Here is an 18,794-nt window from a genome sequence, read left to right on the forward strand (position 1 = left end):
CGCGGATGCGAGCGCATAAGCAAATGGCATCAAGCAATTGCACGACCGGCCTTGCCCTCCCCCCGGGTGGGGTTGATAGATGAGGCCTGGATCGTCCCCGGAAACCTCAGGATCCGCCATGAGCGACATCGTCATCGTCTCCGCCGCCCGCACGCCCGTGGGTTCCTTCAACGGCGCGCTGTCGAGCCTGCCGGCCCATGAGCTGGGCAAGATCGCCATCCAGGCGGCGGTGGAGCGCGCGGGCATTTCGGCCAGCGACGTGGAAGAGGTGATCATGGGCCAGGTGCTGCAGGCCGGCGCCGGCCAGGGCCCGGCCCGCCAGGCGGCGGTCAATGCGGGGATCCCGGTGGAGAGCCCGGCCTGGAGCCTCAACCAGCTTTGCGGCTCGGGCCTGCGCGCCGTGGCCCTGGGCGCCCAGCAGATTGCCGAGGGCTCGGCCAAGATCGTCATCGCCGGCGGTCAGGAGAGCATGAGCCAGTCGCCGCACGCCCAGAACCTGCGCGGCGGCCAGAAGATGGGCGACCTGGCCTTCGTTGACACCATGATCAAAGACGGCCTGTGGGACGCCTTCCACGGCTACCACATGGGCCAGACGGCCGAGAACATCGCCGCCCGCTGGCAGATCACCCGCGAGGACCAGGACAAGTTCGCGGTCGCGTCGCAAAATCGCGCCGAGGCCGCCCAGAAGGCCGGGAAGTTCGACGGCGAGATCGCGCCGGTGACCATCAAGGGCCGCAAGGGCGACACGGTGGTCGACAAGGACGAATACATCCGCCACGGCGCGACCCTGGAAAGCGTCGCGGGCCTGCGTCCCGCCTTCACCAAGGACGGCTCGGTGACCGCGGCCAACGCCTCGGGCCTCAACGACGGGGCCGCCGCCCTGGTGCTGATGAGCGCCGACGAGGCCAAGAACCGCGGCCTGACGCCCCTGGCCCGCATCGCCTCCTGGGCCCATGCCGGCGTGGACCCGGAAATCATGGGCACGGGGCCGATCCCGGCCAGCCGCAAGGCCCTGGAGAAGGCCGGCTGGAAGGTCTCGGACCTCGACCTGATCGAATCGAACGAGGCCTTCGCCGCGCAGTCGCTGTGCGTGGTGCGCGAACTGGGCCTGGATCCGGACAAGGTGAACGTCAATGGCGGCGCCATCGCCATCGGTCACCCGATCGGCGCCTCGGGCGCCCGGATCCTCACCACCCTGCTGCACGAGATGAACCGCACCGATGCGACGAAGGGCCTGGCCACGCTTTGCGTCGGCGGCGGTATGGGTGTCGCAATGTGCGTGGAAAAGGTTTGATGCCGAACGCCTGAATCAACGGGTGACGGCGGATTAGGGAGAACGACGGGAATGGCCAGGGTTGCGCTGGTCACGGGTGGAACCCGTGGCATCGGTCGGGCGATCGTCGAGCGCCTGAAGTCCGACGGGATGCTGGTGGCCGCGGGCTACTCCGGCAATGACGAGGCCGCGGCCGAGTGCGCCAGGAGCCTTGGCGTCATGGTCGTGAAGGGCAACGTCGGCAACTTCATGGACTGCAAGCACGCCGTGGAGAAGGTCGGGGCCGAGCTGGGGCCGATCGACGTGCTGGTCAACAACGCCGGCATCACGCGCGACGGCGTGTTCCACAAGATGACCTCCGAGCAGTGGAGCGAGGTCATCCGCGTGAACATGGATTCGCTCTTCAACATGACCCGGCAGGTGATCGAGGGCATGCGCGACCGCGGCTGGGGCCGGATCATCAACATCTCCTCGATCAACGGCCAGAAGGGCCAGATCGGTCAGACCAACTATTCGGCCGCCAAGGCCGGCGTGATCGGCTTCACCAAGGCCCTGGCGCTGGAGAACGCGCGCAAGGGCGTCACGGTCAACTGCGTGGCGCCCGGCTACATCGACACCGAGATGGTCCAGGCCGTCCCGCCCAAGGTGCTGGAAGGCATTATCGCCCAGATCCCGACCGGTCGCCTGGGTCGCGGCGATGAAATCGCCGATACCGTGTCCTTCCTGGCCGGTGAACAGGCCGGCTATGTGACCGGCACGACGCTTTCGCTGAACGGCGGTCAATACCTGGTCGGGTGAAGGTCACGGCGACGTCCAAAAAGCGCCCCGATCAACAGGCATCTGCTAGCTTGGCATGACAGGTGAGCGGACGGCGTCGAGGGGGGTGATCTGCGCGGCGGTGGTTGGCGTCGCCGCCCTGGCGTTCGCGCATTCGGCCGGCGCCGGGCCCGTGGACCGCCTGCGCGAGGGGCTGTTCAAGCATCGCGGCGCCGAGGCCTCGCGCCCGCAGATCGCCCGCTACGTGTCCGAGGAAGGCCGCGTCTTCATCCTGGACCGCACCCAGCCGGTCCCGATGCTCAAGTTCGAGGACAGTCCGGAAGTGTGGGCCCTGGCGCCCAATCCCGCGCCCCGGGGCGATGTCATCTACAAGAACGACCTGGGCGAGCCGGTCCTGCGGATCACGCGACTGGGCGGCTTCACCCTGTTCACAGACCAGCGCCCCAGCGGCGAGGCGGTGTCGCTGGCCGGTGGCGGCGCGCCGCTGCGCCTTGCGCCCATGAGCCCACAGGCGGTGTTCGAGCGAATGGCCCAGGCCTCGCTGCGCGCCAGCCGCGCGGCCCGCCGGCCGATGCTGTTCGAGGCCGAGGCCACGCCAGCCTCTTCCGCCCTGATCGCCGACGCCGCCGTCGTGACCAGTGTGGCCATCATCCGGCTGTCGCAGCGCAAGGACGGCCGGGCGCTGCTCAGCCAGGTGAATCGCGTCCGCTTCCAGGAGGGCCGCAAGCCCCAGGCGACGCTGAAGAACGGCGTCCTGACCATCGTGGTCACCCCCGCCGAGGGCCTCGCCGGCCGGCCGTCGTCCGACCGCATCATCAAGGTCGCCCGCGGGCGGTGACCCGCGCCGCGATCCGCGCGCATCAGCCCTTGAAGTTGTCCTTGGCCTCGCGGACCGCGCCGAAGGCGAGGTGATCCGGCGCGCCGGCCGCCCCGACCTTGCCCGCCAGCAGCGGCGCGCGCAGGAACGGGTTCGTCGCCTTCTCGATACCGATGGTCGTCGGTACGGTCCACTCGTCGCGTTGGCGGGCCGCGAAGATCTCGTCCGCCCGCGCCTTCAGCGCCGGACTGTCGTCGACCGACAGCGCGAAGCGGGCGTTCGAGGCCGTGTATTCGTGCGCGCAGTAGACGGTGGTGTCGTCGGGCAGGGCGGCAAGCCGCTGCAGGCTGTCCCACATCTGCTCGGGCGTGCCCTCGAATAGCCGCCCGCAGCCCAGGGCGAACAGGGTGTCGCCCACGAAGGCGATCCGGTCGGCGGCGTCGAAATAGGCGATGTGGCCCAGGGTGTGGCCGCCGCTCTCGATCACCTGGAAGCGCGTTTCGCCCAGCTCCACGGTCTCGCCGCCGGCGACTTCGCGGTCCAAGGGGGCGATGCGCGTCACCTCGGCCGGCCCTACGATGGCGCAGCCGGTGATGGCCTTGATGTCCATGTTCCCGCCGGCGTGGTCCGGGTGCCAGTGGGTGTTCAGGATCATGTCCAGGTCCCAGCCCAGCGTCTCCAGCTCGCGCAGGATCGCCGCGGCGTCGGGGGTGTCGATGCAGGCCGTCTTGCCGCTGGCCTCGTCGCGCACGAGGAAGCCATAATTGTCGGAGAGGCACGGAAACTGATGGACGGTCAGCGGCATGGCGAAACTCCCGATGGTCGCGCAACGATTTAGGCTGGTCGGCCGCTCCGGTCGAGCATAGCCATCCGCCCATGCGCCGCGACGTGCTCGAGCTTCGCCAGTTCTACGCCTCCGACCTGGGGCGGGCGGCGCGCGCCATGGTGGAGCGCAAGCTCGCCGAGGCCTGGGGCGACGTTTCGGGCCTGGACATCCTGGTGCAGGGGTATGCGACGCCGTTCGCCGCCGGCTTGCGGCCCCGGGCCCGCCGCGTCGTCGCCGCCATGCCGGCGCAGCAGGGCGTCGAGGTCTGGCCCATCGACGGGCGCAACCTGGCGACCCTGACCCCCGAGGACAGCCTGCCGTTCCCCAATGCGCTGTTCGATCGGATCCTGGTGGTCCACGGCCTGGAGGAAAGCGCCGACCCGGTCGGCTTCCTGCGCGAGGTCTGGCGCGTGCTGGCGCCTTCGGGCCGCGCCATCGTCACCGTGGCCTCGCGCAACGGCCTGTGGGCCAACACCGAGAAGACCCCCTTCGGCCACGGCCGCCCCTACAGCCGCAGCCAGCTGGCCGAGCTGCTGCGGGAGGCCGACCTGGAGCCGTCGGGCTGGACGCGCGCCCTCTACGTGCCCCCCGTCGGCTGGATGGCCCGCTGGGCGGAGGGGTTCGAACAGGCCGGCTCGCGCCTGTGGCCGGGCTTCGCCGGCCTGCTCCTGATGGAGGCGGTGAAGCAGACCTTCGCCGTGAAGCCCCAGGGTTCGCGCGTGCGGGTCCGCAATGCACGGCCCCTATTGGCCCCCGCGCCCGGGGCGGCGCCGGTTTCTCGGGCGCCTGACGCACCCATCCTGCGAGACCGCTTGGCGCCGCCCCGGCGAAGGTCTTAGCTGTATCCAGGATTCGAGTTCCATCGGAGGCGTCGGGGCGCATGAAACTGATCATCGCGGTCATCAAGCCCAGCCGCCTGGACGCCGTGCTCGATGCGGTCACCGAGGCGGGCGCCTCCGGCCTCACGGTGACCGAGGTGCGCGGCTACGGCCGCCAGCGGGGCAAGACCGAGGTCTACCGCGGCGCCGAGTACGAGGTGAAGCTGCTGCCCAAGGTGAAGCTGGAGATCGCCGTGCCGTCCGACATCGTCGAGCCGGTGGTGGAGGCCATCCAGCAGGCGGCGAACACCAACAAGATCGGCGACGGCAAGATCTTCGTCCTCGACCTGGAGCGGGCCCTGCGCATCCGCACGGGCGAAGAGGACGCCGCCGCCATCGCGGGCTGACCGCCAACCTTCGGAGCCTCCCATGAAGGCCGGGCTCCTCGCCGTCGCCATAACCGTCCTCGCCGCCTCGCCCGCCGCCGCGGCCGACCTGACCGCGGCCACGGCGGTGGAGGCCCTGGTGCGCCACGTCTGCTTCAGCCGCACCTGGTGGGGCGACCCCTACGTGCGTCTCGGCCAGACGGTCACCGTCGATCTGCGGATCGAGGGACGGTTCGCCTATATGTGGAGCGAGGACATGCGCGCCGTTCCGCGCGTCCGCCGCTGGGCCGACAGCTATGCGGTGGCGGGCCGCTCGGCCGGGCCGGTCGTGGTCCAGCGATCGGGGTACAACATCGAGCTCTTGCGGGGCGACCCGGCCTACGAACGCGAGCGCCGCCGGGTCTATTCCGGCCAGCCCCAGCGGGTGCGCGTCGACCTGCCCGCAACGTGCGAGCCCAGGTTCGACCCCGAGGGACCGGTGAAGGCCGAGATGAAGGCCCTGGTCGCCAGCAGCCTCTCCACCGCCCTCGCCACCTGGGGCCGCCGGCCCCCGCGTGGCGGGGTGCGGATGACCCTCGCCAACTTCAACACCGACTATCCCGAGACCTTCGCCTGGCGCCACGACACCGGCGAGGTGCTGCGCATCGGCCTGATCTCGGGCGACCCGATGAGCTACACCGGCGGCGCCTACAAGCGTTACGTGGTCACGCCAGTGGCCCGCGGCCCCGTGGCCATCCAGCTCCGCCGCCTCATCCAGCGCTACGGCGAGGCCCGGGTCGTGGCGGTGCGGTAGCCGTCAGTCGGGGCGCCAAGGCGGCGCCGGGAACTCATCTCGCAGGCGCGCGAACTCGGCGGGCCTCGGCCAGCGGTCCACGAAGTATCTTACCGGCACGTGGCCGGCCTCGATCTCGAACGGGCCGCACACCGCCTCGATATCCTCCCACCTGCGGAACGCGTGGGCCTGCAGGTCGGTGATTCCCAGATAGTCGGCGCGCGGCAACAGAGTGGGCACATCCTTGGTCCAGGTCGCCCAGGTGACGAGTTCATCGCCGTCCCAGGTCGAATCCAGGGTGGCGATGAAGACCTCACGGTCGGCAGGTTCGTCGTTCAGGACGTCCTGCTGCTTGCCGTAGTCCCAGAGCTTCTGCTTGGCGGAGAGCGTGCGGACAGCGGCCAGCGCCGTATCGTCCGGCCTGAACGGCGACCATGCGCCGCGTTCGTAGATCAGCGGTGCGTAGGAGATGGGACGGGACGCGTCGCGCATCTCCTCGTCCACGCAGGCCGCCATGGCGTTCAACGCATCGGCGTCGTCGCGCCCGGCGACGAGCACGCAGTACCGAGTGACCGCGATCGCCACCGGTGGCCCGCGAAGCTCGAGCTGGTCGAACAGGCGCGGCAACAAAAGGCGCGAGGCGTCATAGTAGTCGTCGAACCGCGAAACGTAGAAGCCGCCCTCTTCCCGCTCGAACCGGCACGGGCTTCGCGATTCCAGGTTCTCGATGGCGCAATCGAGCACCGCCTGGAAGGGTTGGTCCCAGGTGGCCAGATCGTCCTCCGAAAGCACCCGCATGGAGGTCGGCTGGTCGATCGCCAACAACACGCCCAGAGGACCGGCGAGTGGAATTATCGCTGGCTGGAGCACTTGGTTACGCGCTTCCAAGGCGTAGTCGCAACGATTGCGCACCAGCGGCAGGATACGCTCGCGGACCGCCTCGAATTTCGGGAGCTCCTCGTCCATATCGAAGACCGGCGCGATCACCAGGTCGAGAGCGGCGGCGCGCTCCTCCGGCGGATAGGTCAGCCAATCCGCGTAGCTGTTGTGCAGCTGGAGCGATCCAGCTTGAGGACCCAGAAAGATGCAGAACTGCTTGCGGTCGTAGGTGAGGGCGTGAGGCCAGTTGCGCTCGCGCAGGCGCGCCATGACCTGTTCGGCGAAGTCGTCCTCGGGCCGCCGACGCTTGAGGAAATCGAAGAGCGCCACTTATCTCTTTCACAACTTGATGCCGTGAAAACAAAACGCGAACGAAGCTTGGCCGTCAAGCCTTCCGGCGGCGGCCCTTCTTCACTGGCGCCGCCTCTGCCTTCGGCGCCTCCAGCTCTCCGAACAGGTTCTGCTGCACGCGCACGGTCGCGGCCGCCTCCGGCTCGGCCTTGCGGCTCAGCAGGAACAGCGCCGTCTCGGCGCGCCAGTTCTCGATCGGCTGGCGCGGGTCGATGGGGCGGGCGGGACGGCCTTCGGCCAGGGCCGCGCAGGCGTCGATGCGCAGCTCCAGCTCGTCGCACAACACGGTGAAGTCGCGCAGGGTGCAGAGGTGGATGTTCGGCGTCGACCACCAGGGCTCGGGCAGGGCGCCGGTCTCGGGCATCCGGCCCCGCGACAGCAGCGCCCAGCGCACCTTCCAGTGGCCGAAGTTCGGGACCGACACCACCGCCTGGTCGGCGATCCGCAGCAGTTCGGACAGCACGTGCCGCGGCTCGCGCATCTGCTGCAGGGTCTTGGACAGGATGGCGTAGTCGAAGGCGCGGGTGGGGAAGTGGTCCAGGTCCCGGTCGCCGTCGCCCTGCACCACGGCGAGGCCCCGCGCCAAGCCCGCGGCCACGCCCTCGGGGCTGATCTCCAGGCCCTGGCCGTCGACGCCCTTCTCCCGGGTCAGCAGCTCCAGCAGCTCACCGTCCTCGCAGCCGATGTCGAGCACGCGGGCGCCGGGGCGGACCAGCTTCAGGATCTCGGCGAAATCCTCGCGGATGGCAGTCAAGGAAGCCCTCGCGCCTGAGCCTGCGCCGCCAGGAAGCCGCGCAGGGTCTGGTCCAGCAGCGGCTCGTCCAGGAAGAAGGCGTCGTGGCCCTTGTCGGTCTGGATCTCGGCGAAGCTGGCCCGGCAGCCGGCCCCGTTCAGCGCCCGCACGATGTCGCGGCTCTCCGGCGTCGGATACAGCCAGTCGGAGGAGAAGCTGAGCACGCAGAACTTCACGCGCCGCGCCTTCACGAACGCCTCGGCCAGCACCCCGCCGTACTGGGCGGCGAGGTCGAAATAGTCCAGCGCCCGGGTGATGTAGAGGTAGCTGTTGGCGTCGAAGCGATCGACGAAGCTGGTCCCCTGGTGGCGCAGGTAGCTCTCCACCTGGAAGTCGGCGTCGAAGCCCCATGACAGGCCGTCGCGCTGCAGCTCGCGCCCGAACTTCCGCTGCAGGGCCGCCTCGGACAGATAGGTGATGTGCGCGGCCATCCGCGCCACGGCCAGCCCCTTCTCCGGCCGCACGCCGGCGGCGAGATAGGCGCCCTGATGCCAGTTGGGATCGGCCATGATCGCCTGGCGGCCCACCTCGTGGAAGGCGATGTTCTGGGCCGAGTGGCGCGCCGCCGCGGCGATCACCACGGCCGAGAACAGCTTCTCCGGATAGTCCGCCGCCCACTGCAGCACCTGCATCCCGCCCATGGACCCGCCGATGGCCGCGAACAGGGTTTCGATCCCCAGGGCCTCGATCAGCATGGCCTGGGCGCGCACCATGTCGCCGATGGTGATCACCGGGAATTTCAGGCCGTACGGCGCGTTGGTCGCCGGATCCGTCGAGGCCGGTCCGGTGCTGCCCATGCAGCCGCCGATCACGTTGGTGCAGATGATGAAATGGCGCTCGGGATCCAGCACCAGTCCGGGGCCTACGAAGCGGTCCCACCAGCCGGGCTTGCCCGTCACGGGGTGGGTGGAGGCCAGGTGCTGGTCGCCGGTCAGGGCGTGGCAGACCAGCACGGCGTTGGACTTGTCCGCGTTCAGCCGGCCATAGGTCTTGTAGCCGATCTCCAGCGGAGCCAGCTTGGCGCCGGAATCCAGGCGCAGCGGCTGGCTCGCCGGGAACCGCCAGGTCCCGCCGCCGATCTCGATCCCCGCCGTGATGGGGGCCTGCGCCGTCATGGCCGCGTTGGACCGTCTCGCCCGTGCGGTGTCAATGGCTTGCAGCCCGGCGCGCCTAGGCTATGGAGGGTATGGGTAAGGGAGCGTCCATGGATCGGCTGATCCTCCTGCGGCACGGCAAGGCCGAAGCTGATTCCGACAGCGGCGAGGATTTCGACCGGCGGCTGGCCCCGCGCGGCATCCGCGAGTCGGCGGAGATGGCCGCCCAGCTGGCCGACATGGGGTTCCGGCCGGACGTGGCCCTGGTCTCGCCCGCGGCCCGCACCCGCGGCACGTGGGAGAGCGCCGGCCCGGCTTTCCCGGGCGCCGAGACCCGGCTGGACGACCAGCTCTACCACGCCGATTCCGGCACGATCCGCCGCGCGGCGCAGGCGGCAGGCGAGACCTGCGCGACCGTCATGGTGGTGGGGCACAATCCGGGTCTGCAGGAACTGACCATCCAGCTGCTGATCGAGGGCTCGGCCCCGGCCAGCCTGGTCGCCCGCGCCCAGCGCCACTTTCCCCCGGCGGCGGCGGCGGTGTTCCTGTTCGATTCGAACGGCCGCCCCCACTTCGACGGCCTGTTCTTCCCGGAGCGCTGAGCGGTGCGCATCTACAAGATCCTGCCGCGCGCCGAGTGGAAGCTGGCGCAGACGGCCGGGCGCTTCGACGGCTCGGCGGTGGACCACCAGGACGGCTACATCCATTTCTCCACCGCCGACCAGGCGGCCGAGACTGCCCGGCGCCATTTCGCCGGCCAGTCCGATCTCGTCATCCTGGAGGTGGAGGCCGAGGATCTGGGCGAGGCGCTGCGCTGGGAGCCGTCGCGCGGCGGCGATCTCTTCCCGCACCTCTACGGCCCCTTGTCCACGCCCGACGTGCTGCGCGTGCACGACGCTCCGCTGGACGCCGACGGCGTTCCGGTCACGCCGCGATGAAGGATCTGCACGGCCTCGCCACCTACGCCATGCGCGGCCTCGACCCCGAGGACGCCCACACCCTGGCCATCAAGGGGCTGAAGCTGGGCCTGGGCCCGCGCGCCCCGGCCGACGATCCGATTCTGGCCACCGACCTGGCGGGGCTGAAGTTGCCCAACCCCGTCGGCCTCGCCCCCGGGTTCGACAAGAACGCCGAGGTGTTCGGACCCATGCTGCAGGCCGGGTTCGGCTTCGTGGAGTGCGGAACCGTGACCCCGCTGCCCCAGGCCGGCAATCCGCGCCCGCGCCTGTTCCGGCTGTGGCAGGACCGGGCGGTCATCAACCGCATGGGCTTCAACAATGAGGGGCTGGAGGCGTTCGCCGCCCGGCTCGCCCACCGCGGCCGGGGCGTGGTCGGCGCGAACCTGGGCGCCAACAAGGATTCCGAGGACCGCCTGGCCGACTACACCACCGGCCTGCGCCGGCTGTGGGGCATGGCGTCCTACTTCACCATCAACATCTCCTCGCCCAACACCCCCGGCCTGCGCGCGCTGCAGACCAAGGCCTCCCTGGACGAGCTGCTGGGCCGGCTGATGGACACGGCCGATTCCCTGCCCCAGGGCGTGGCCGTGCCCATGTTCCTCAAGGTCGCGCCCGACCTCGAGGACGCCGAGATCGAAGCCATCGCCGACACCGTGGCCGACCATGGCCTGGCCGGCGTCATCGTCTCCAACACCACCATCAGCCGCCCACCGCTGAGATCCCGCCACCGCGACGAGGCGGGCGGGCTCTCCGGCGCGCCCCTGACGGCCCTTTCCACGCGCGTGCTGGGCCAGTTCCGCGAGGCGGGGGCCGGGCGGTTCCTGCTGATCGGCGCCGGCGGCATCGGATCGGGCGCGGACGCCTACGCAAAGCTGCGCGCCGGCGCCTCGGCGGTGCAGCTCTATTCGGCCCTGGCCTATGAAGGGCCCGGCCTCGTCGTGCGCATCAAGCGCGACCTCGCCGCACGCCTCCGCGCCGACGGCTTCGGTTCTGTGGCGGAAGCGGTCGGGGCGCGATAGCCTCGCCATTCCCGGCGCTTGCGTTGCCGCAGCGCCTCGGCTGCACTAATTCGGGAGGACGATGGCGGACGCACCGACCGAAGCTCCCGAGCGGAACCGGCGCCGCCTCTTCTGGCCCGGCGGGCTCTCTGCGCGCCTTCTGGTCCTCACCGTCGTCTTCGCGGCCCTCGGCGGGACCCTCGCCATCCCCCCTGCCATGGCCGCCTACGAGAAACAGTGGCTGCTCGACCGCGTCCGCGCCGCCGAGTTGGCCTCCCTCGCGCCGGAGGTGGCGCCCGACCGGGTGGTCTCCGAACAGCTCAAGACCCAGCTCCTGGAAGGCGCGGGGGTCGAGATCGTGGCCGTCTCCATCGACGGCGCCCGCTCGCTGGTGTTCTCCGCCGGCCGCCCCAGCCGCGCGCCCTATCTGGTGGACCTGCGCCCCCGCGCGACGGGCCTGGCCCTGTTCGCCCCCTTCCAGACCCTGCTGGGCGACGGCGGCCGCGTGCGGGTCATGGCCGAGCCGCGCTTCCGCAAGGAGGCCGACTTCATCGAGTTCGTCGCCACCGACACCGAGCTGAAGCGCGCCCTGGCCGGCTACCTCTGGCGCCTCGTGGCCATCGTGGCCGGGGTGGCGGCCCTGGCGGGGGTGATCGTCTTCTTCGCCCTGAACCTGTTCCTGGTGCGGCCCATGCAGCGGATCACTTTCGCCATGGAGCGGTTCCGCGCGGACCCCGAAGACCCGGCCGCCCAGATCCAGCTCTCCGGCCGCCGGGACGAGATCGGCAGGGCCGAGGCCGAACTCGACCGCATGCAGGCCGACCTGCGCGCCGCGCTCAACTCCCGCGCCCGGCTGGCGGCCCTGGGCGAGGCCGTGGCCAAGATCAACCACGACCTGAAGAACATGCTCACCAGCGCCCAGCTGGCGTCCGAGCGCCTGGCCGCCTCCAACGACCCGAAGGTCAGCCAGGCCCTGCCGCGCCTGGAACGGGCCCTGGACCGCGCGGTGAAGCTGGCGGCGGACGTGCTGGTCTACGGCAAGACCGAGGAGGCCGCGCCCGAGACCCAGACCGTCCGCCTGGCCGACGCGATCAAGGAGGCCGCCGCCGAGGCCCGGCTGGCCGACGCGCGGGTGAAGCTGGTGTCCCGCATCACCGGCGCCGACCAGGTGATCGCCGACCCGGACCAGCTGCACCGCATCCTGGTCAACCTGCTGCGCAACGCCCGCCAGGCCATCGAGCACCAGGAAGGCCGCACCGCGCCCGGCCGGGTCGAGGTTTCCATGGAGGCCCAGGCCGGCGCCAGCCTGATCCGCATCTCCGACGACGGCCCCGGCGTGCCCCTGCGCATGCGCGAGCGCCTGTTCCAGCCCTTCGCCGGCTCCGGCCGCCCGGACTCCACCGGCCTCGGCCTCGCCATCGCCCGCGAACTGGCCCAGGGCCACGGCGGCGACCTCACCCTCTCCGTCACCGGCGACCAGGGCACCGTCTTCGAACTGCGGTTGCCGGGGGCTCCTCCGCCGAGGTCCCGCGCCCGACGCGCGAAGGCGGAGGGGTAGGGGCGTCTCGCGCATTGCGTGCCAGAACAAAATAGGTACGATCAAAAGGTGCGCTACGAGAGTCTGAAAGCGCATCTCATCAGAGCAGCGCGGGTGGCGATAGTTGCGGCTAGCGGCGTTTGAGAAACCGAAGGAGACGCTCCGCTGGGCTGACGAAGCACTCGGTGAGATGCAGGCCGTGCTGGAGACCTTCTTCAGGGCAAACCCCTACCGACGGATCACCGAGCAAAATGCGGAAACTGGGCAGCAGGTCATCAAGCTCAAGCTTGAAGGGTGGCCTCCCAGGGACGTTGAGCGAAGAGCTACTGAGGCGCTCGTTCACACTAGGCACGGCTTCGATCAGATCTGCTTCGCGATACGGCAGGCTTGTCCGGCGAGGGGAAACCAGCCCCACTTTCCGTGGGCGAGGGACCCGACGGACCTGATCCACCTCCTGAAGAGCCGCGGGATAGCGAGAGAAACGTGGGACATTTTTCAGGCAGAGCAGCCATACTCAACTGGCGAGGGCCATGTCGGTGGCGACGACCAAACTCGCGCGCTGGCCGCACTCGCCAACAAGAAGCATACTGTCGGTTTGAGTGTGCACGCGACGTTTTCCGCCATCATTCTCCCCACCATGGTCGGGATGATCAACCCCGGAGCTGGGGGGCTCAGAATGCCTCGCCCACAATGGAACGCCGAGGAGAACGAGATGATACTCGCGATCATCTCCCCTGGCAGCCGGGTGCATGTGGGCGACAATCATAGGCTCGCCTCGCAAGTAGTCTTCAATGAAGCACCACCCCTCAAAGGTGTCGAAGTAACAGGAGTTATTTCCACCTTCACGGCAAAGGCACAGCGCATCCTTCACGCGGTCGAAAAGCGGCTTGGCGGCTAGCGCGCTCGGCGGATGAATCACGTCAGGAACGCAGGTGAGCTTTCGGGGCTATCTTTCGAAGTCGACTTAGGTGGCTTGGCCGTACGAGGCCGCGGCGGGGTGCGGAGCATGGGCTTGACCACCTGTTCACAGCGGCGGCCGGCATCTGCTTCCTCGCCTCGTCGCCCATCTGAGAAGGCTACTATGAGCAAGCGCAGAAGTGGACCGCGCCCGCCTAGGCCAGAGGGGGCGGAGGCAAGACCGAGGACGAAACAGGAAAGGGCGAAGCGGAATCGTCCCGCGCCGATGGCGCATGGCGAGGCTCGCGACACGCCGATCCTGGTGACGCCTTTTGGCGTTTGGGCTTACCGGTCAGAGAATCAGCTTGAAATTCTCAAAGCGTTCGAGACGGACACAGATCGCGCCGTCGCCATAGTCTCCGCGTCGATGATCGAGCGGGCGCTTGAGGACGCCCTTGTTGTACGACTAAGGCAGGACGCGACCATCATTGACCGAATGTTTCAGGTCAGTGGTCCACTCGGTTCATTCAGCTCTAAAATCGACTTGGCCTATCTTACGGGGATGATCGGCCGTGAAGCGCACCAAGATCTTATTCGGATCAAGAATGTTCGGAATCGATTCGCACACGACACCGAAATCAAGGACTTCGAGTCAGCGCCGATCCGGCAGGAAATGACGGGATTCCAACTCATCAATTCTGTCGTTGCCGAGGACCATGGCGGCCCCAACGCCTTCGTCTGCGCTCTGTTGCCCCCGCCCGACCGCGCCTCGCAATCGCGAACTTCGCCGCGCGACGGAATGTTCCCAGAGACCGCTGGCTGATTACCCTCTCGATCTTCTCGGTGTCCTTTGCCGCCTCAAGTCTCCTCGTCGAAGGCGGTCTAATTTAGTCGCGAACATCGTGGCCCCCTACGGCGCCTTCGCCACGCCCTCGCGACGCGGATCCGCCCCGCCGCGCAGGCCCTGGGGCGTCACCTCGATCCCGTGCAGGCCCGAGCCTTCCGCGCCGAATCCGGAGGTCAGCTTGATGCCCCGCGCCTCCAGCCCCGCCGTCAGCTCGGGCGAGAACTTGTCCACCTCGGCGGCGTAGAAGCTGCCGCCGGCGATCAGGTTGGGCAGGTTGATGGCGTCCTGCACCGGCAGCTTCCAGTCCAGCATGCCCACCAGGGCCTTGAGGTTGTAGGCCAGGATCGAGGGGCCGCCGGGCGAGCCCACGGCCGCCACGAAGCGCCGGTTCTTGTCCAGCACGATGGCCGGGGCCATGGACGAGCGGGGCCGTTTGCCTCCCGCCACCGCGTTGGCCGCCGGGGCGCCGTCGCGGTCCTCCGGATTGAACGAGAAGTCGGTGAGCTGGTTGTTCAGGAAGAAGCCGTGGACCATCCGGCCCGAGCCGAAGGTGCTCTCCACCGTAGTGGTCATGGAGACCACGTTGCCCCACCGGTCGACCACCACGAGGTGGGTGGTGCCCGAGACCTCCTGGGTGCGGTCCGGCGCGCGAACGCCCGCGCCCCGGGGGCTGCCGGGCGCCACGCTGGCGGCGGGGGAGGGGCCGATCAGCCGGGCCCGCTCGGCGAGGTAGGCGGGGTCGAGCAGGCCCTGAACCGGCACGTCCACGAAGTCGGGATCGCCCATGTAGCGGTCGCGGTCGGCGTACATCAGTCGGCTGGCCTGGCTGAACAGGTACCAGCCCTCGACGCTATTCGGGTGCTTGGCGATGTCGGTCTGCTCGAGGATGCCCAGGCCCTCCAGCACCGCCGGCCCGCCCGATGGCGCCCCCGGCGTGCAGACGATATAGGCGCGGTAGGGCCGGCAGAGAGCGGCCTCGGCCTTCGGGCGATAGGCCTTGAGGTCCTCCAGGCTGAGTTCGCCGGGGTTCGGCCCCTCCTTCACCTTGGCCACGATGGCCTGGGCGATCTCGCCCTCCAGCAGGGCCTTGGGGCCCTCGGCGGCGATCTTGCGGACCGTGGCGGCGTAGGCGGGATTGCGGACCGTGTCGCCGGCCTGGATCTTGGTCCCGTCCGGCTTGGTGAAATAGGCGATGGCGTCGGGCGTGCCGGCCTGGGGCGCGCGGCCCGAGGCGGCGGCGGCCATCCGGCGCGGCGCGGCGAAGCCCTCGTCCGCCAGTCGCTCGGCCTCGCCGAACAGGTCCTTCCAGGCCAGCTTGCCGTGCTGCGACTGCGCCAGGGCCAGCATGGCCACCGCGCCCGGCGCGCCGGTGGAGCGGCCCGACAGGATGGCCGTCGTCCGGTTCATCGGTTTGCCGTCCTCGCCATAGAACAGCTTGGGCGTCGCCGCCTTGGGCGCCGTCTCGCGCCCGTTATAGGCGGTCACCTGCTTCGTCCGGGCGTCGTAATAGGTCAGGAACGCGCCGCCGCCGAGGCCCGAGCTCTGCGGCTCCACCAGGCCCAGGGTCGCCTGCACCGCCACCGCCGCGTCCACGGCCGTTCCGCCGGCGCGCAGCACCTTCAGCCCGGCCTCCACCGCCATGGGATTGGCCGCGGCCACCATGGCGCCGGGCGCGCCGGCCGGTGCGGTCTCGGACACCGCCGGCTGCGGCGTGGCGCAGGCGGAGAGAAGGGCGGCCAGCGCGAGGGCGGCGAAAGGCGACTTGAACTTCACGGGACGGGCGCGCTCCTGAACAACGGACTTGACCATAGCGGGCCGGCCGCGTGGACAACAAACGCCCGGACGTGCGACGTCCCTCCTATGGACGGAAAGAGCCCAGGTCCAGGCCCGCGCAACCTGATCACCGACGTTCCCGGCCTAAGGGTTGGGCAGGCCCACGACGCGGCCGTGCGCACCGGCGTGACCGTGATCCTGCCGGATGCGCGCGCCGTCTGCGCCGCCGACGTGCGCGGCGGGGCGCCCGGAACCCGCGAGACCGACGCCCTGGCGCCCGAGAACCTGGTCGACGCCGTGGACGCCGTCGTCCTGTCCGGCGGCTCGGTCTATGGCTTGGCGGCCGCCGACGGCGTGGTGGCCTGGCTGGGCGCGCGGGGGCGCGGCTTCGGACTGGTGGAGGGGATCCCCAAGTCGCCGGTGGTGCCCGGCGCCATCCTGTTCGACATGGCCAACGGCGGCGACAAGGGCTGGGGCGAGGAGCCGCCCCACCGCGAGCTGGGCCGGCGGGCCGTGGCGGCCGCGGGCCTCGAAGTCGAGCTGGGCACCGCGGGCTGCGGCTACGGCGCCCTGGCCGGCGGCCTCAAGGGCGGGGTCGGCTCGGCCTCGGCGGTCACGGCGGATGGCTATACGGTCGGCGCGATCGTGGGCGTCAACAGCTGGGGCTCGGTGATCGCCCCCGGCGGCCGCACCTTCTGGGCCGCCCCGTTCGAGCTCGGCGAGGAGTTCGGCGGCCTGGGCCCGGCGGGCCTGCGCGCCGGGCCCGACGAATGGGGCTCGGCCAAGCGGCCGGCCGAGCAGCGCAACACCACCATCGCCTGCGTGGCCACCGACGCCGTCCTGACCCCGGCCCAGGCCAAGCGGGTCGCGGTCATGGCCCAGGACGGCTTCGCCCGCGCCATCCGGCCGGTCCACGCCCCGTTCGACGGCGACGTGGTGTTCGCGGTCTCCACCGGCGTGCGGCCGCTGGCCGAGCCCGCGCCCTACACCCTGGCGCGCCTCGGGGCCCTGGCCGCCGACTGCCTGGCCCGGGCGGTCGCGCGCGGGGTCTTTGAAGCCAAGCCGTGGCCCGGGGCGTATGTTCCCTGCTGGCGCGACCTGGCGGACTGAACGACGGCTTTCGTCGCAAATCCGCAGCGCGGTCCGGCAGAAAAGCGGATTTCGTTTTCGCCGCTCGCAGACTAGCGTTCGGCCGGGTTTGTTCAGGAGAGATTTTCCCATGGGTCCGGGACCTAAGCTGGCGCTGCTCGCCGGCGCCGCCGCCATCGCCATCACCACCGTCGCCTCGACGGCGCTCGCGCAGCAGAAGGTCACCGGGCCGGTCGCCGTCTACTGGATGAGCGCCCAGACCCAGACCGGCTTCGGCATGCCCGCCATGGGCGGCGGCGGGGGCCGGCCGGACACCGGGGCCATGATGCGCGCCATGATGGGCGGGGGCGGGGCCTCCAAGACGCTGCAGCTCCAGCTCGGTTCGGGCCAGACCAACCCCGCGCCCGCCGCCGACCACCTGCCGCCCTCCGGCCTTCAGGCCGGCCCGGCCCTGCCGCTGCTGACGCCGAAGCCGGTCCAGACCCAGCGGGAGGAGCCGCGCGAATACGACGTGCCGGAGCAGTACCAGAAGCCCAAGGGCAAGATGCTGATCTTCTGGGGCTGTGGGGAGCGCGCCCGCCCGGGCCAGCCCTATGTCATCGACTTCGCCAAGATGGCCTCGGGCCAGCAGAACCCGGCCACCCTCTTCAAGGGCATCGACTACCGCCCGATGCAGCCGCCGTCGGTCCAGCGCAACCGCACCTACGGCGAGTGGCCCAACGAGAAGACCCGCGACCTGGTCCCCTCCAATGGCTCGCTGGTGGGCGCCCACACCATCCGCGGCAACTACAGCCCCGAGATCAACTTCACGCTCGAGGAGGACCAGGACTTCCTCGGCCCCATCAACCTGACCACCAACGCCAAGGCCCCGGGCGGCTGGGTGAACCTGGGCTGGAACCTGGTCGGCAACGCCCAGGCCTATTACGCCACCGCCATGGGCGGCGACGGCGACACGGTGGTCATGTGGACCTCGTCCGAGACCCAGGCCGCCGGCTTCTCCAACCCCGACTTCCTCAGCCAGTCCGACATCAACCGCCTGGTGGCCAACAAGACCCTGATGGGCCCCGCCCAGAAGACCTGCGCCGTGCCCAAGGAGGTGCTGGACGCGGCCCCGAGCGCCATCGCCCAACTGGTCGCCTATGGCGGCGAGGCCAACTTCGTCTATCCGCCCCGCCCGCAGGACCCCAAGGTGACCTGGAACCAGCAGTGGGCGGTGAAGGTCCGCTACCGCTCGGCCACCGGCGGCATCCTGGGCCAGGAGATGCCGAACATGGGCGGCGGCGGCCGCGGCGGCCGGGCCGGCATGCCCGGCGCCCCCGCCCAGCAGCCGCAACAGCAACCGCCCAAGCCCCCCAGCGCCTCCGACATCCTGCGCCAGGGCATCCTCGGCGGCCTGCCGTTCCCCCGCCGCTGACCCGGAGCACGCGGACGGCCTAAAAAAATCGGCGGGACGGGGACTTGCGCTCCGTCCCGCCCCCGACTAGGTTCCGCGCCCTCGCCGAGAGGCAATGCGCGCCCGTAGCTCAGCTGGATAGAGCATCAGACTACGAATCTGAGGGTCGGACGTTCGAATCGTTCCGGGCGCGCCATTTTTTCAAAGACTTAACTCTCCGCTATCAGGTCGCATAGACCTTTAAGGTCACACCTAGGTCACAACGGCGCGCTGCAATTCAGGCTGTTCCGCCCATTTTCGCCCCGTCACGTGCGGCTGTGCGAGTGGGTCAACGGGCGCGATTTGGCAGCAGCGATCCAGCGATGGCGTTCGGCCTGCCGTCCCTTCCGCCCCGTTTCATCCCCCGCGACTCTTCCTTCATCCTTCGTCTGCTGTGGAACGCATTTGTCTGCGGAACGGCGAAGGGGGGTAAGGTTACGTATCGACGGACGATCGTGATCGCGGCGATGATGTCG

The 18,794-nt window shown here is 69.8% G+C and carries 19 protein-coding genes and 1 tRNA gene; 15 read left to right on the top strand and 5 right to left on the bottom strand.

Features of this window, described 5'->3' with window-relative positions; translation table 11 throughout:
* The first annotated feature begins 118 nt into the window (after positions 1–118).
* Genes AX721_RS24880 through AX721_RS24890 form a run of 3 tightly spaced genes read left to right on the top strand, consistent with a single transcriptional unit; the run spans position 119 to position 2,888 of the window.
* Entirely contained in the window at positions 119–1,294 is a 1,176-nt protein-coding gene (locus tag AX721_RS24880) for an acetyl-CoA C-acetyltransferase (RefSeq protein WP_068878655.1), read from the top strand.
* Positions 1,295–1,345: 51 nt separating this feature from the next.
* Entirely contained in the window at positions 1,346–2,071 is a 726-nt protein-coding gene (gene phbB, locus AX721_RS24885) for an acetoacetyl-CoA reductase (protein WP_068878656.1), read from the top strand.
* A gap of 55 nt (positions 2,072–2,126) precedes the next feature.
* Positions 2,127–2,888: a DUF4908 domain-containing protein gene (locus AX721_RS24890; protein WP_068878657.1), complete on the top strand. Its 762-nt coding sequence runs from the start codon at positions 2,127–2,129 to the stop codon at positions 2,886–2,888.
* Between the two features lie 22 nt (positions 2,889–2,910).
* Here AX721_RS24890 and gloB read toward each other — a convergent pair whose 3' ends face one another.
* Positions 2,911–3,672 carry a hydroxyacylglutathione hydrolase gene (gloB, locus tag AX721_RS24895; RefSeq protein WP_068878658.1) on the bottom strand — a complete coding sequence of 254 codons (762 nt, stop codon included), beginning with the start codon at positions 3,670–3,672 and terminating at the stop codon, positions 2,911–2,913.
* Positions 3,673–3,743: 71 nt separating this feature from the next.
* On the opposite strand from gloB, the gene AX721_RS24900 reads away from it, so the two are divergent.
* From AX721_RS24900 to AX721_RS24910, 3 genes are read left to right on the top strand one after another with little or no spacing between them, the layout of a single operon-like run.
* Positions 3,744–4,532 carry a class I SAM-dependent methyltransferase gene (locus tag AX721_RS24900; protein WP_068878659.1) on the top strand — a complete coding sequence of 263 codons (789 nt, stop codon included), beginning with the start codon at positions 3,744–3,746 and terminating at the stop codon, positions 4,530–4,532.
* 41 nt (positions 4,533–4,573) lie between these two features.
* Positions 4,574–4,918 carry a P-II family nitrogen regulator gene (locus AX721_RS24905; RefSeq protein WP_068878660.1) on the top strand — a complete coding sequence of 115 codons (345 nt, stop codon included), beginning with the start codon at positions 4,574–4,576 and terminating at the stop codon, positions 4,916–4,918.
* A gap of 22 nt (positions 4,919–4,940) precedes the next feature.
* Complete coding sequence (locus AX721_RS24910) at positions 4,941–5,690, top strand: hypothetical protein (protein ID WP_068878661.1); 750 nt, start codon at positions 4,941–4,943, stop codon at positions 5,688–5,690.
* A 3-nt stretch (positions 5,691–5,693) separates the two neighbouring features.
* Here the strand turns inward: AX721_RS24910 and AX721_RS24915 are convergent, their stop codons facing one another.
* Genes AX721_RS24915 through AX721_RS24925 form a run of 3 tightly spaced genes read right to left on the bottom strand, consistent with a single transcriptional unit; the run spans position 5,694 to position 8,807 of the window.
* Positions 5,694–6,878, bottom strand: a complete 1,185-nt coding sequence (locus AX721_RS24915) for a hypothetical protein (RefSeq protein WP_068878662.1) — start codon at positions 6,876–6,878, stop codon at positions 5,694–5,696.
* A 55-nt stretch (positions 6,879–6,933) separates the two neighbouring features.
* On the bottom strand, positions 6,934–7,653 hold the full coding sequence (gene metW, locus AX721_RS24920; RefSeq protein ID WP_068878663.1) for a methionine biosynthesis protein MetW: 720 nt from the start codon (positions 7,651–7,653) through the stop codon (positions 6,934–6,936).
* Positions 7,650–8,807, bottom strand: a complete 1,158-nt coding sequence (locus AX721_RS24925; RefSeq protein WP_068878664.1) for a homoserine O-acetyltransferase — start codon at positions 8,805–8,807, stop codon at positions 7,650–7,652. Before AX721_RS24925 ends, metW begins: the two co-directional genes overlap by 4 nt.
* 89 nt (positions 8,808–8,896) lie before the next feature.
* On the opposite strand from AX721_RS24925, the gene AX721_RS24930 reads away from it, so the two are divergent.
* The 6 genes from AX721_RS24930 to AX721_RS24955 all read left to right on the top strand — a co-directional run bounded on the left by AX721_RS24930 (position 8,897) and on the right by AX721_RS24955 (position 14,000).
* Entirely contained in the window at positions 8,897–9,388 is a 492-nt protein-coding gene (locus tag AX721_RS24930) for a histidine phosphatase family protein (RefSeq protein ID WP_068878665.1), read from the top strand.
* Positions 9,389–9,391: 3 nt separating this feature from the next.
* A complete protein-coding gene (locus tag AX721_RS24935; RefSeq protein WP_068878666.1) occupies positions 9,392–9,724 on the top strand; it encodes a DUF952 domain-containing protein in 333 nt (110 codons plus the stop codon).
* Positions 9,721–10,764 carry a quinone-dependent dihydroorotate dehydrogenase gene (locus AX721_RS24940; RefSeq protein ID WP_068878667.1) on the top strand — a complete coding sequence of 348 codons (1,044 nt, stop codon included), beginning with the start codon at positions 9,721–9,723 and terminating at the stop codon, positions 10,762–10,764. Before AX721_RS24935 ends, AX721_RS24940 begins: the two co-directional genes overlap by 4 nt.
* A 61-nt stretch (positions 10,765–10,825) precedes the next feature.
* The gene (locus AX721_RS24945) at positions 10,826–12,301 is read left to right on the top strand and encodes a sensor histidine kinase (RefSeq protein WP_068878668.1); all 1,476 of its coding nucleotides are present in this window, start codon (positions 10,826–10,828) and stop codon (positions 12,299–12,301) included.
* 178 nt (positions 12,302–12,479) lie between these two features.
* Entirely contained in the window at positions 12,480–13,178 is a 699-nt protein-coding gene (locus AX721_RS24950; RefSeq protein ID WP_231754761.1) for a hypothetical protein, read from the top strand.
* A gap of 285 nt (positions 13,179–13,463) precedes the next feature.
* On the top strand, positions 13,464–14,000 hold the full coding sequence (locus tag AX721_RS24955) for an MltR family transcriptional regulator (protein ID WP_068878670.1): 537 nt from the start codon (positions 13,464–13,466) through the stop codon (positions 13,998–14,000).
* A gap of 87 nt (positions 14,001–14,087) precedes the next feature.
* On the opposite strand, the gene AX721_RS24960 is transcribed toward AX721_RS24955, so the two are convergent.
* Positions 14,088–15,833 carry a gamma-glutamyltransferase family protein gene (locus AX721_RS24960; RefSeq protein WP_068878671.1) on the bottom strand — a complete coding sequence of 582 codons (1,746 nt, stop codon included), beginning with the start codon at positions 15,831–15,833 and terminating at the stop codon, positions 14,088–14,090.
* 51 nt (positions 15,834–15,884) lie between these two features.
* Between AX721_RS24960 and AX721_RS24965 the strand changes: the two genes are divergently transcribed.
* The 3 genes from AX721_RS24965 (at position 15,885) to AX721_RS24975 (ending at position 18,475) form a co-directional block, all read left to right on the top strand.
* On the top strand, positions 15,885–16,907 hold the full coding sequence (locus AX721_RS24965; RefSeq protein WP_068878672.1) for a P1 family peptidase: 1,023 nt from the start codon (positions 15,885–15,887) through the stop codon (positions 16,905–16,907).
* A 109-nt stretch (positions 16,908–17,016) separates the two neighbouring features.
* Positions 17,017–18,300, top strand: coding sequence for a hypothetical protein (locus tag AX721_RS24970; RefSeq protein WP_068878673.1), 1,284 nt, complete (start codon positions 17,017–17,019; stop codon positions 18,298–18,300).
* 98 nt (positions 18,301–18,398) lie between these two features.
* Positions 18,399–18,475 (top strand) — tRNA-Arg (locus AX721_RS24975).
* Positions 18,476–18,794: the final 319 nt, after the last annotated feature.

This window comes from Phenylobacterium sp. CCH9-H3 (assembly GCF_001557235.1).
In the GTDB taxonomy this organism is placed as follows: domain Bacteria; phylum Pseudomonadota; class Alphaproteobacteria; order Caulobacterales; family Caulobacteraceae; genus Phenylobacterium.

Excerpts from the sequence above, each read along its gene's own strand:
- AX721_RS24880 (WP_068878655.1), top strand. The coding sequence starts at position 119 with ATGAGCGACATCGTCATCGTCTCCGCCGCCCGCACGCCCGTGGGTTCC.
- phbB (WP_068878656.1), top strand. The coding sequence starts at position 1,346 with ATGGCCAGGGTTGCGCTGGTCACGGGTGGAACCCGTGGCATCGGTCGG.
- AX721_RS24890 (WP_068878657.1), top strand. The coding sequence starts at position 2,127 with ATGACAGGTGAGCGGACGGCGTCGAGGGGGGTGATCTGCGCGGCGGTG.
- gloB (WP_068878658.1), bottom strand. The coding sequence starts at position 3,672 with ATGCCGCTGACCGTCCATCAGTTTCCGTGCCTCTCCGACAATTATGGC.
- AX721_RS24900 (WP_068878659.1), top strand. The coding sequence starts at position 3,744 with ATGCGCCGCGACGTGCTCGAGCTTCGCCAGTTCTACGCCTCCGACCTG.
- AX721_RS24905 (WP_068878660.1), top strand. The coding sequence starts at position 4,574 with ATGAAACTGATCATCGCGGTCATCAAGCCCAGCCGCCTGGACGCCGTG.
- AX721_RS24910 (WP_068878661.1), top strand. The coding sequence starts at position 4,941 with ATGAAGGCCGGGCTCCTCGCCGTCGCCATAACCGTCCTCGCCGCCTCG.
- AX721_RS24925 (WP_068878664.1), bottom strand. The coding sequence starts at position 8,807 with ATGACGGCGCAGGCCCCCATCACGGCGGGGATCGAGATCGGCGGCGGG.
- AX721_RS24930 (WP_068878665.1), top strand. The coding sequence starts at position 8,897 with ATGGATCGGCTGATCCTCCTGCGGCACGGCAAGGCCGAAGCTGATTCC.
- AX721_RS24940 (WP_068878667.1), top strand. The coding sequence starts at position 9,721 with ATGAAGGATCTGCACGGCCTCGCCACCTACGCCATGCGCGGCCTCGAC.
- AX721_RS24945 (WP_068878668.1), top strand. The coding sequence starts at position 10,826 with ATGGCGGACGCACCGACCGAAGCTCCCGAGCGGAACCGGCGCCGCCTC.
- AX721_RS24955 (WP_068878670.1), top strand. The coding sequence starts at position 13,464 with ATGGCGCATGGCGAGGCTCGCGACACGCCGATCCTGGTGACGCCTTTT.
- AX721_RS24960 (WP_068878671.1), bottom strand. The coding sequence starts at position 15,833 with ATGGTCAAGTCCGTTGTTCAGGAGCGCGCCCGTCCCGTGAAGTTCAAG.
- AX721_RS24965 (WP_068878672.1), top strand. The coding sequence starts at position 15,885 with ATGGACGGAAAGAGCCCAGGTCCAGGCCCGCGCAACCTGATCACCGAC.
- AX721_RS24970 (WP_068878673.1), top strand. The coding sequence starts at position 17,017 with ATGGGTCCGGGACCTAAGCTGGCGCTGCTCGCCGGCGCCGCCGCCATC.